The organism is Zavarzinella formosa DSM 19928 (assembly GCF_000255705.1).
In the GTDB taxonomy this organism is placed as follows: domain Bacteria; phylum Planctomycetota; class Planctomycetia; order Gemmatales; family Gemmataceae; genus Zavarzinella; species Zavarzinella formosa.
In genome coordinates, this window is the sequence record NZ_JH636439.1 from 364,824 (window position 1) to 377,677 (window position 12,854).

Genomic DNA, 12,854 nt, shown 5'->3' on the forward strand with positions numbered 1-12,854 from the left:
ATTCGAAAAAATGCAAAGTTTGTGTGGGTGATCAGACTGTATTAGAGATGCTTGCCGACCTCTCAATCCGCAAAACTCATACAATCGTCACTCGTCGAAAATGCGAATCCGTCTTTACCAATTCTTCTCAATCTACCTGATCCAATAATCTTGCCCCATCGGTAGAAATTGCGTGAATTCTCCTGTAACATGGGTAGCTTCCGGTCGGTTGGACTAGCGAATTCATTGCTTCTCCGGTCACACTGACGGGTAGTTACCGGCTCTCCCCACACCAGTATCACGGGGTTTTCCATGCGTTGGGCTGCTCGGCTTTTTACCAAAGCCTTCTCTGTTTCCCCGGTTCGTCCCGCCAAACGTCGTTCGCCATTTAACGTGCAATCGCTTGAACACCGGGAGATGCCATCGGTTTCGGGCTTGGTCTTTGTGGACTTGGACCAGAATGGCACGCAAGATCCCGGCGAAGTCGGCGTGCCCAACGTGCTCGTGACCGCCACGGAAGCCGACGGCACCACGACAACAGCCACCACGGACACAGGAGGGGCCTACACCCTCGACACCAACAGCACGGCCGTGCGATTGGAATTCTCGGCGATCCCCGAAGGGTTGATTGTCGGCAAATCCACCCCGACCACTGGGGCCACAGTTCGCTTTGTGGACGCCTCGACCGACCCGACCGATGTGAATCTGGGATTAAACAGTTACTTGGTGGCCCTGAACACTTATTTCTATGACAAGGCGACGACTGGCGTGGCGGCGGGGGAAGGGGCCATCGTCACGGTCGAATACGCCGCCGATGGCGTGCAAACCCCGAACGTGCTGGCGACCTACGATCAGGTGGGCAGCACGTTCGGGCTGGCCTATCAACCGCAGTCGAACAGTTTGTACGCCAGTTCTTTTGTGAAGCGTCATGCCGGGCTGGGGCCGAACACGCTTGATCCGGACGCCACGACGGTTGGCACGACCACCGGGGGCATTTACCGGATTGACCGGACCAATGGCAATGAAGTGTCGATTCTGCTCGACATGAATAATATTCCGGCGGGGATCATCCCGGCCGGTTCGACGGCCACAAACTTCGCCACCGGGGCCGATCCGCATCCGGTGGATGCCGACATCGACGGAGGGGACTGGCTGCATGACGCCGCCACCGTCTCCAAGGTTGGCAAAATCGGCTTGGGCGGACTGGCTGTCTCCGCCGACGGCCGGACCATGTACACGATCAATCTCAACACACGAGAACTGATCGAAATTCCGGTGAACGTCGATGGCACGCTGGACACCACCCGCAAACTGCGACGCACCCCTGTCCCGCTGACCAATCCGGGCGGCATCACCAGCTTCAGCGCCGCCGATCTGCGACCCTTTGCCGTCACGGTGAAGGGGAATGCGGTGTTTGTCGGCGAAACGTACACCTCCCAGTCACAGAGCGGGGCGACGGCCAAGACCAATCTGAGGGCCATCGTCTATGCCTTCAACCCCGCCACCGGGACATTCAGCAGTTACAACGGCGCCACGAGCACTTTCACTGCCGGAACCACTCCCGTCATCTCGGCCCCGTTGAATTACAACCGGGGTTTCATCGACCAGGGTGATCCCGACGTCACAACGGACAACGCCTCGGGCAACTGGAATGGCTGGACGGACACGTTCACCAACCAAACGGCGACCACCGGCAGTGTGTTCACCAAACCCATGCCGTGGCTCACGGATATTGCTTTTGACGGCAACAACATGGTCCTCGGTTTGCGTGATCGCTTCGGGGACATGGGGGGCTATCAACTCTATACGACGGACACGAACGCGACAGACCCCATCAATACCGTCGGCGGGGGGGATATTCTGCGGGCCGCCTTGAACACATCGGGGGCATCGGCCGGTTCGTGGTCCCTTGAAAGCAACGGGTCGTCCGGCGGCGTGACCACCGGTGGCGCCGGCAATGGCCAAGGCCCCGGCGGCGGCGAATACTATTACCAAGACGATTTCAACGACATCACGCAAGAAGCGACGACCGGCGGTCTCGCCCAAGTCCCCGGTTATCAAACAATTGTTTCCTCGGGGATCGACACGCAGGACGCCGATTCCGGCGGGGTCTACACCCTGCTGAACTCGGACACGGACCCCTCGGCCTCCGTCAACACCGCCGGGACCACCTTTGCCCGTGGTGAAACGTATCTGACTTCCGATTTCAGCACGTTCGGCTCGGCCAACGGCGTTGGGAATGTGGAAGTTCTCGCCTCTGACGCCGGTATTCAAGTCGGCGACCGGGTGTTCAACGATGCCAATAACAACGGTATTCAAGATGCCGGAGAAGCGGGCATCTCTGGTGTCGTCCTCGGCTTGTTCAAGAACGGAACGCAAGTTAGTTCGGCGACCACGGACGTGGACGGCAACTACTTGTTCGAGAGCCTGGACCCCTCCACGGCCTATGAAATCCGCATCTCCACGACGCAGACCGCCCTTGCCGGAAAATCAATCGCCAAGACGACGCAGGGAACCGACACGGCCATCGACTCCAATGCCACGGTGAGCGGAACGACCGCCACGGTTGCGTTCACCACCGGGGGAGCCGGAACAAGCGATCACACGCTTGATGTCGGTTTCACCGGGGCGGCCGCCGGTACGCTGACACTTGGCAACCAAGTGTTCGTTGACACCAATAACAACGGAATATTGGACACCGGTGAAGTCGGCATCGCCGGGGTGACGGTTCAACTCATCAATTCCGGCGGGACCGTGGCCGCGACGACGACTACCGGGGCCAACGGGATTTACACATTCACCGGTCTCGCCGCCGGAACATATCGGGTGCGGATCGCGGCCAGCAACTTCAGCACCGGAGCGATTCTCGCCGGTTATACCAGCAGCACGGGAACGGGCGGGGCTTTTGAAACGAACAATCCGCCGAACCCGGACCTGAACGTCGATAACGACGACAACGGCATCACCGACACCACCGCTGGCGCCCTCGGGGCGGGTGGCTTCATCCAATCTGGCCCGATCACGCTGTCAGTGGGCGGTGAACCCGTCAACGACGGGGACACGGATGCCAACACCAACCTGACGCTCGACTTCGGCGTCGTTGCTCCGGCCGCCGCCGGGAACCTGACACTTGGCAACCAAGTGTTCGTTGATGCCAACAACAATGGCGTGTTGGACACGGGCGAGACCGGCCTCGCGGGGGTGACAGTTCAACTCATCAATTCCGGCGGGACGGTGGCCGCGACGACGACCACCGGGGCCAACGGCATCTATACTTTCACCGGCTTGGCGGCCGGAACCTACCGAGTGCGGATCGCGGCCAGCAACTTCAACACTGGGTCGGTTCTCTCTGGCTACACGAGCAGCACGGGCACGGGCGGGGCTTTTGAAACGAATAATCCGCCGAACCCTGACCTGAACGTCGATAACGACGACAACGGCATCACCGACACTACTGCCGGAGCTTTGGGCGCGGGCGGCTTTATCCAGTCTGGCCCGGTCACGCTGTCGGTCGGCGGCGAACCCGTCAACGACGGAGACACGGATGCCAACACCAACCTGACGCTCGACTTTGGTGTCGTCGCCCCGGCCGCCGGTGGAGTGTTAAGCCTCGGCAACACGGTCTTCAACGATGTGAACGACAACGGCATCCTCGACAGCGGCGAAAGCGGCATCGCGGGCGTGACTGTCCAACTCATCAGTTCGACGGGAACGGTCCTCCAGTCGGCCACCACCGTGGCCGGCGGACAGTACACGTTCACCGGGTTGACGCCCGGCGATTATCGAGTGCGGATCGCGGCCAGCAACTTCACCGCCGGCGGCACACTCGTCGGCTATGTCAGCAGTGTTGGGCCTAACGGAGCCTATGAAACAAACAACCCGCCGGACCCGAACAACAACATCGACGGCGACGACAACGGCATCACCGACACCACCGCCGGCGCCCTCGGGGCGGGCGGCTTCATCCAGTCGCCCCCGATTAATCTCGCGGTGGGAGCCGAGCCGACCAACGATGGCGACTCTTCCGCCAACACCAACCTGACGCTCGACTTCGGCGTTCGACAGCCAACGACGGCGAACACCCTGACGCTTGGCAATCAGGTGTTCGTTGACACCAACAACAACGGCCTGTTGGACACAGGCGAGACCGGCCTCGCCGGGGTGACGCTCCAGCTCATCAATTCCAGTGGCACGGTGGTGGCCTCCACGGTCTCCGCCGCCAACGGAATCTATTCGTTCGCCAACCTGAATCCCGGCACATACCGAGTGCGGATCGCGGCGAGTAACTTCAATTCAGGTGCCGTGCTCTCAGGCTACACGAGCAGCACCGGAACGGGCGGGGCGTTCGAGACGACCAACCCGCCGGATCCGAACCTCAACGTCAACAACGACGACAACGGCATCACCGACACCACCGCCGGCGCTCTCGGGGCGGGCGGGTTCATCCAGTCGAAGCCGATCACGCTGTCCCTTGGCGGTGAACCGACGAACGATGGCGACACAGATGCCAACACCAACCTGACGCTCGACTTCGGTGTCGTCGCCCCGGCCGCCGCCGGGACGCTGAGCCTTGGCAACACGGTTTTCAACGATGTGAATAACAACGGCTTGCTCGACAATGGCGAGGCGGGCATTTCGGGCGTGACGGTGCAGCTTATCAGTTCGGCCGGAGCCGTTCTTCAGACGGCGACGACCGATTCCGCCGGGCAGTACACATTTACCAATCTGGCGGCGGGGAATTACAAGGTCCGCATTGCCGCGACCAACTTCACCACCACGGGCACACCCGGCGCCCTGGCCGGTTTCACCAGTAGCACGGGGACAAACGGATCGGCCACCGGCACCTACGAAGCCACCCCGCCGCTTGATCCAAACAACAACATCGACAGCGATGACAACGGCGTGATTGTTTCCACCGGCGGAGCGCTCGGAGCCGGCGGGTACATCGAGTCCGGCACGATCACCCTCGCGGCCGGGACCGAACCCGTCAACGACGGCGACACCTCGGCGGACACGAACCTGACCCTCGATTTCGGCGTGTTCCGCAAGTTCAGCATTGGGAACACCGTCTTCAACGACCTGAACAACAACGGGATCAAAGATGGCAACGAAAGTGGCATTGGCAATGTGACTGTCCAGTTGCTTTCCACGGCGACCGGCAACCCGGTCGTGGCCACGACGACAACGAACAGTTCCGGCCAATATCTGTTCACCAACCTGATTGCCGGGGATTACATCGTCCGACTGGCGGCGACGAACTTCAACACCGGCGGGGCGCTGGCCACCTTCCAGTCCAGCACCGGCGGGACGGGAAGCCCCTTCGAGGGGGCGGCGACGCCAGATCCGGACACGACGCCCACAGACAACGACGACAACGGCACGACAATTACGACGGGCGGGGCCTTGGGCGCCGGCGGTGTGATTCAATCGCTGCCCGTCACCCTCGGGCCGACCGCCAACGAACCGATCGGAGAAACTTCCAGCAACGACACGACCACCCCGGACAACCAGAGCAACCTCACGGTGGACTTCGGGGTGTTCCAGCAAGTCCCGGCCACTGCGTCTGTCTCGGGCCGGGTCTTCCTTGACTACGACAACAGCGGAACCTTCAACGGGCCGGACACCGGGATTTCCGGGGTGACCATCACGCTCACCGGCGGGAATCTGACCGCCCCGATGACCGTGACCACGGATGCCTCCGGGAATTATAGCTTCACGAACCTCGCGGCCGGCACCTACACAGTGACGGAAACGCAACCGACCACCCCGGCCAACCAGACCGGCAAAGTGACGGTGGGGACATCCGGCGGCAACAGCACGACGACCGCCAACACGATCTCAAGCATCGGGCTTGGCGCCAACGCCCAAGCCACCGGCTACAACTTTGGCGAAGTGCCGCTCGTCAGCACCGGCGGCTCGGTGTACGAGGACACGAACGGCAACGGCGTCAAGGATTCCGGCGAAACGGGCATCTCCGGGGTGACCGTGACTCTCACGGGCACGAATGTCGTCACCGGGGCGATCACCCCGGTCGTTGTGACGACCGATTCCAGCGGGAATTACACGTTCAGCAACATTCTGCCGGGCACTTACACCATCGCGGAAACCCAGCCGGCGGGCTTCAACGACGGCCAGGAACAGAACGGCACCCCGGCGGCCGCCAGTGTCTCGGCGGATCGCTTCGTGGGGATCAACCTCACGACCAGCGCGGCGACAAGCGGCGGGTTCAACTTCGGCGAAGTCAAAGCCAGCGGTCTCTCCGGAACTGTCTTCGCCGACTTGAACAACAACGGCACGAAGGACACCGGCGAGACGGGCATCGCGGGCGTGACTCTGAAACTGACCGGAACCAGCAATGGGGTGGCGGTGAGCAAGACGGCCACGACGGGCGCCGACGGGACGTATTCGTTCACGAACCTCGGGCCGGGAACTTATGCGATTACGGAAACCCAGCCGACCAAGTATCTCGACGGCATCGAAACCGCCGGAACCTCGGGCGGGACGGCGGCAACCAACGCCATCAACGCCATCACCCTGGCTTCCGGCGCCACGGCGACAGGATACAACTTCGGCGAACTGGTGGCTCCGGATCTGACCATCACCCAATCGGAAAGCCCGCCCCGGCCGAAGCCCGGTACGTTGGTGACCTTCACTTACACGGTGACGAACAACGGCACCGGCCCGGCGACGGCTGCCACGGCCAATATCAACCTTGCCGGGTTCACGTTTGTGTCGTCATCTGATTCGACGGCTTTCGATTCCTCGACTAGCAAGTGGACAATCGGAGACGTGGCGGCGGGAGCCAGCGAAACGCTGACCATCACCGCCCGCGTGCCCAATGCCCCCGGCCGGTATCGTCCGTCTTCCAGCGTGTCGGCCACCAACACGGAAACGGTCTCCACCAACAACTCGACAACGACGGTGATCTCCGCGGGCCTCGGGGTGTCGCTGCAATCGTATCTGGCTTCGTTGTTCGGTCATTGATCGAAACACCAAAGTGATGTCACGAAAGGCCTCCGGTCGAAAAACCGGGGGCCTCTCTCGTGACGTGTTTTAAAAGAGCCCGTCTCATTTCTGTCAGACAAACGCCTGCGCCGGTTCGGCCAAAGAAAACAGGATTTTCGTCGCTTGTTCACGCTCACTTCCCGCGAATCTTCCTTGCACAATCGCCGGTTGGTTGGGACAATCAACCACACATACTGCCGGGCTTGATTCGCCGTGAAACTCTTCTCCCTTCGCGTGTCGGCCGGGCAACCGCATTCCATCCATCGAATCTTCGGAAGGATCATCCTTGAACGCGAATGATGAGTCCCCCCCGTCCGTGCCATCCCCGTCCGACTCCACCATCATCACCACCGTGCTTCCGCCGCCAATGCCCTTCGTCTGGCGTGTCGGCATTTTGGCGGGGATTCTGGCCGTGGGGGGAATGTCCTATCTGCTGCGGGACATCATTGGCGTCCGGGGGCAAGCTGTCGCGGGCGTGCTGTGTTTCTTCGGCATCGTCGCCGCGTTTTCGCAGAACCTGCGGGCCGTTAACTGGCGGACCATCGGTTTCGGATTCGGACTCCAGATTTTCTTGGCTGTGATGGTCTTGAAGGTTCCCTTTGTCTATCGCGGGTTTGAGTTGATCGGAACCATCTGCAAGAAGTTCATCGGCTTTTCGGACCAAGGGGCCGAGTTTGTGTTTGGCCCGTTGGTCAAGCAGGGCGAGTTCATGATGAGTCCCAAGGTGGATCATTTGTTCATTTTCGCTTTCAAGGCGCTGCCGCCGATCCTGTTCGTCTCTGCTTTCTTCACGCTTCTGTATCACTACGGCATCCTGCAATTCTTCGTCCGGCTGATGTCCCGCGTGATGATGCACCTGATGAAAACCAGCGGGGCCGAGACGTTGTCTGTCTCCGCGAATGTGTTCATGGGGCAAACCGAGGCCCCGCTGATCGTGAAACCCTATGTCCCGCGGATGACGAGTTCTGAGTTGTTCACGCTGATGGTCAGCGGTTTTGCCCACATCTCCGGTGGCATGATGGTAGTGTACATCATTTATGGGGCCGACCCGGTGGCCGTGCTGACAACCAGCGTGATGGCCTGCCCGTGCAGTCTGTATCTTGCCAAGTTGTTTCTCCCGGAAACAGGCAATCCGGAGACCGGTGGCACGGCCAAGATGGAAACGACCCGTTCACCTTATGTGAATGGCGTTGATGCCGTCGCGGCGGGAACCGGCGACGGGTTGAAACTCGCCCTGAACGTGGCGGCGATGTTGATCGTGTTCATCGCCTTTGTGGCCATGTTCGACGCGATTTTGGCCAGCATCAAGCCGCTCCTGATCTGGCTCGGGATTTCCGCCGAAGCCTTGGGCGGTTGGCCCGATGATCTGTCGCTCCGCACCGTGTTCGGCTGGCTGTTCTCTCCGGCGGCGTTTTTGATGGGTGTCGAGACGCAGGATTGCGGCAAAGTGGGCAGCTTGCTCGGCTCCAAGCTGGCCATCAACGAACATTTTTCTTATCTGGAGATGAAATCGTGGAAGACGATCCCGGATTTCATGACAGGGCGTTCATATGTGCTGTCGGCATTCGCCCTCACGGGCTTCGCCAACTTCGCATCGGTCGGCATTCAACTCGGCGGGATCGGCGCATTGGCTCCGGATCGACGAAAGGACTTGGCTCGTCTCGGCGGCCGGGCGTTGTTCGTCGGCTTCACGGCCACGCTTCTGAATGCCGCCATCGCCGGTGTGATGCTTTGAAAGAGCAAACCGCCCGAGATTCACCGCGAAGACAGTCTTCGCGGTGAATCTCGGGCGGCTTCGATCTCTTTGGCCTGCTCAACTCCCCGGCGGCGGCAATGCCGACAAAGGCGGGGAGGCTTCCCTTTCCAAAGGCGGTTCCCTCATTTCTCGCGGCGGGACGGGCAACACGCCACCACTGGCTGGCGGGGGTGGATTCCTCGGATTCAGCGGGCCTTTGGGCCGTTTGTCAAGATCCGGATAGCGAGGGGGAGGCAGACCTTGCGACCGGCGACGAAGCTCGTCTGCCTCCATTTTCAGTTGGTCGAGGTTTGGCGGTTGGTTGGGCTCAAGCTCGTAATAAAGCGGCCGGAGGTCCGAGAACTGAAGCGGGACAACCACTTCCGAGATGAAGTCGATGCCCGGATACTCGTACCACGGCGTCGAAATCTTCTGCTGGACGTTCTTCGTCTGGAAACCGTCCTTCACCAACTTGATGTCGTAGGTTCCGTAATACAGGAACGGAATATCCACGGGCGTCGGGCCATAAGGCTCGTTGTTCACGAACACCATCGCGCCCGGAGGATTGGACTCCACGACAAACCGGCGCTCCACGCAGCCGGTCGAGAGAACGACCAGCCCAAGGGCAAACACCATACTGAACGCTCGGCGACGCATACGCTCCTCGCGCGGATTCCGGGGACAGGCCGCCCCATAATCGAAGTCCCGGCGGGGAGCAAGAGAACTATTATTCGGATTGCTTTGAGCTTGACACCATGATGGATGACGTTATGGTTCGCCCATTACTGGGGAAACGGACTTCTCTCGGTCGGGGGACGCCCATGAAGGGTTGCTGGCTGGCATTGGTGACGATGATTCTCGGCCTGGCCGGTTGCACGAGCACGCCGAAACGAGAGATGAAACAAACTCAGGTTGAGGAATTTTCGATTCCCCCCGCGAAGTACGACAACCCGCCGGAATACCCGAAGGACGACCGGGGCTTCGCTCCCAAGATATCGGGCCAGCCGTTCAACATGTCCGGCGTCGGCCAGGGAGGCGGCTCCGGTGGTCCGGGCGGTTCCGGTGGTCTTCCCGGCGGCCCCTCTTCGGGGATGAGCGCACCCAGACGCTGAGAAACGGTCGCGGCTTGCCTCCGTTGTTGTTGGGGGTTGTCATGCCGAATGCAAGTTTTGACCGTCTCTGATTATTCCCGAAACGGCCGGACGAGTTCTTGTAATCCGAGTTCGGCCAATTCCTCGTCGATCTGCTCGGGAGTCGCGTTTTCGATGGTCCGTCGAACCTCGTCCACCAATAAGTTGGCCAGCACGGTCCTTGCCCGGCTAAGCTGTTTGCGAAACGCCTCCGGAGTCATTGGCCGGCCGCTTTTTTTCGCCGCCAATTCGGCGAGCGTGACGGAATCCGCCTCCGGGTGATCGCGGGCGAGAGTCAGCGTCAGATACAACCGGCCGGCCGGGGCGAGCCGTTCCTGATCTTCCAGTTTCTCCAGCGCCTGGCCGAGCATCGTGCCCCGCCATTCGGCGATCCATTCGTTATCGGCCGCCGATCCGGCATCGTTTTCGGCGGGGATCGTTTCCAGTTGCCCGTCGGCGGCCTGATTATCGGATCGGCGTCGCAAATGCGAGAGGGCCGCATTGCGCACAGACACTTTCAGATAATCTCGAAATCGTCCGCGAACGGCGTTTTCCTGCACAAGCCCCCGTTCGATGACGCGAGCCAGAAAATCTTGGATCACATCCTCCAAGTCATGCGGATCGCGGATGATCGCGGCGAGATAGCAACGAATCGCCGTCGCATACCTCAGCACAAACTGGGCGGGGTCCGTGATGAGCGGCCATCGGGTGGTGATCTGGTTGAGATGGGTGTTCTGCTGGTCCATGCGTGTTCCTCAATCGGCCTCCCGCACATCCCATAAAATCACTTCGCCCTCATGTCCCCCGCCGGTCACCAGCGTTTTGCCATCCGGGGAGAAGGCCACCGACCGCAAGAAATTGTCGGTTCGGTGCCTCGTTTCTTGCTTCGTGGCGAGATGCCGCAACCAGAAACTGCCGTCCGAACCCGGACCATACGCCAAGGTGCCCCCGTCCGGGGAAAACGCCACCGCATTCATTTCCCCGATCCCCGACGCCAGGGAAACCGGGGGTTCCTTGGTTAGAGGTTTCCAGAGCATCGGCCCTCTCCCTGTTCCAAACGCGACGAGTTCCCCGTGCGGACCGTAAGAGGTGGAAATCCGGATTCCTCGTAGTCGGCGCACGGAATCGACTTCCTTGCCGGTGATGGCGTCAAATCGATGGATGGCCCCTTGAAACGTGACAATATCGATGCTCCGGTCATCCGCGGTATATTCGATGGCAACAGCCAGTTGATTTCCAAGCGAGGCATTGTGAAGGGGATTCAGGCCGACCCGGCCGTTCCGTGTCCAAACGACCAGTCCGGCATATCCCTTCGCGGCCGCCAGTTGGTTTCCGTCATGAGAAAACGCCACATCGAAGATGGCGCCCAGTCCGGAGACATTCCGCAATTGCTCCCCGCTCGTCGCGCCCCAGAATCGAATGCCTTGGTCGTCCCCGGTCGCCACCGTGCGGTTGTCCGGGGCAAAAGCGGCGCAATAGGCCCTCCCTTTGTGGCCATTCAAGACGTAATGTTCCGTCCCCTCGGGCATCTTCCATAATCGGACATGGAGATCTTCACCGGCCGTGGCAAGTAGTTTGCCATCCGGGGAAAACCGCACCGTGCGGATCTCACCGCTGTGGCCGGGAAGGGATTTTCGCCGGACCACCGTGAGTGCTTTGCCGGGATTTTGGGCCGTCACCACCGGGGGCACGGGGTCCGGAGGGACGGGCTTTTGTTCCTCTTGTGTTCCCTCGGATTTGCCCTTGCCGCGAGTGACGACGTAACCGATCCCTGCCAACAAGATGATTCCAACTGATGAACCACCGATCATGAAGAAACGTCGCCGAGCAGGGGGCTTCTCTGAGATTATCGGCATCCGCCGGTCGGTGATGGTGAGAGAAGGCGAGTCGTCGCCAACCGGGACGGGTGGAATCGTTGGTTTGACCAGCCGGGGAACCGGAGTCTGAACCGCCGCCGATAACGCAAGGGTGGCGGATAGGATTTGCTCCAATTCCGCGAGCATCGTCATCGCGTCCGCGTGACGGTCGCCCCGTTTTTTGGCCATCGCCTTCATGACAATGGCGGCGCATTCGTCCGGGATATCCTTGTTTACGTGGCGAGGATCGGGAACGGGGGCGGAGCAATGGGAAAACATCACCTGCATCGGGTCACCGACCGGATACGGAAACCGGCTGGTCAGCAGGTGGTAATAAGTCGCCCCGAGCGAGTACAGATCGCTTCGCGGCTCAAGCATTTCAGCGCGGCACTGCTCGGGACTCATGAACGCCGGAGTGCCCAGCACATGGCCCGTGCTGGTGATGCCGCTGTTGCTGCGGTGAACGGACCGGGCGAGTCCAAAGTCCCCAAGTTTCACCGTTCCGTCGGCCGAGAGGAGGAGGTTGGCGGGCTTGATGTCGCGATGGATCAACCCCGCTTCGTGGGCAACGGCCAGTCCCCGGCAGGCCCCGGCGATGATGGCGGTCGCCTTTTCCCAAGATAGCGACCCGTGGTTCCTCAAATGATCCTGCACACTGCCGCCGGGCATCAGTTCCATCACCAAAAACCGATGATTCTCGGCATGCCCGAATTCGTGAATGGTGACGACGTTCGGATGGTTCAACCGGGCGGTGGCCCTCGCTTCGTTCTCGAATCGCCTCAACGTGTCATCGTTATCCGTGAGTTCGTCGGCCAGCATTTTGATTGCCACCGTCCGAGACAGCCGGGTGTCGAGCGCCTCGTACACAACACCCATCCCGCCGGAACCAAGTCGGCGTACGATCCGATAAATGCCATATTCCCGGCCGATCAACGGATCATTCTTTGAGGATGAGCCCCCATCTGCGGTTGTCGGCCGCGATCCATTGGAAACCGGCTGATCGTCGGGCATTGACATCGGCGATGCCACCGTTGAATATGCGAAAAGTGCGAGAATCGCGGGGTCTTGAAAAAATTCTATGGATCAACCTAACCAGATCGAATGCTCCGGGGCACGATTCCATTTGAACGGATGCGGAAACGAAGTCTT

Annotated in this window: 6 protein-coding genes; 3 read left to right on the plus strand and 3 right to left on the minus strand. The window is 60.5% G+C overall.

What is annotated here, in order from left to right:
• The first annotated feature begins 291 nt into the window (after positions 1–291).
• Together BGIM_RS0102405 and BGIM_RS0102415 are read left to right on the plus strand one after the other, a co-directional pair.
• On the plus strand, positions 292–6,963 hold the full coding sequence (locus BGIM_RS0102405; protein WP_020468205.1) for a beta strand repeat-containing protein: 6,672 nt from the start codon (positions 292–294) through the stop codon (positions 6,961–6,963).
• 307 nt (positions 6,964–7,270) lie between these two features.
• On the plus strand, positions 7,271–8,719 hold the full coding sequence (locus BGIM_RS0102415) for a NupC/NupG family nucleoside CNT transporter (RefSeq protein WP_157368569.1): 1,449 nt from the start codon (positions 7,271–7,273) through the stop codon (positions 8,717–8,719).
• A gap of 78 nt (positions 8,720–8,797) precedes the next feature.
• On the opposite strand, the gene BGIM_RS48365 is transcribed toward BGIM_RS0102415, so the two are convergent.
• Complete coding sequence (locus BGIM_RS48365) at positions 8,798–9,376, minus strand: PEGA domain-containing protein (protein ID WP_084759655.1); 579 nt, start codon at positions 9,374–9,376, stop codon at positions 8,798–8,800.
• Between the two features lie 164 nt (positions 9,377–9,540).
• Here BGIM_RS48365 and BGIM_RS0102425 point away from each other — a divergent pair, with 164 nt between their 5' ends.
• Positions 9,541–9,831: a hypothetical protein gene (locus BGIM_RS0102425; protein WP_020468209.1), complete on the plus strand. Its 291-nt coding sequence runs from the start codon at positions 9,541–9,543 to the stop codon at positions 9,829–9,831.
• A gap of 71 nt (positions 9,832–9,902) precedes the next feature.
• Here the strand turns inward: BGIM_RS0102425 and BGIM_RS0102430 are convergent, their stop codons facing one another.
• A complete protein-coding gene (locus BGIM_RS0102430; protein WP_020468210.1) occupies positions 9,903–10,595 on the minus strand; it encodes an RNA polymerase sigma factor in 693 nt (230 codons plus the stop codon).
• A gap of 9 nt (positions 10,596–10,604) precedes the next feature.
• Positions 10,605–12,722 carry a WD40 repeat domain-containing serine/threonine protein kinase gene (locus tag BGIM_RS56840; RefSeq protein WP_084759657.1) on the minus strand — a complete coding sequence of 706 codons (2,118 nt, stop codon included), beginning with the start codon at positions 12,720–12,722 and terminating at the stop codon, positions 10,605–10,607.
• Between the last annotated feature and the right edge of the window lie 132 nt (positions 12,723–12,854).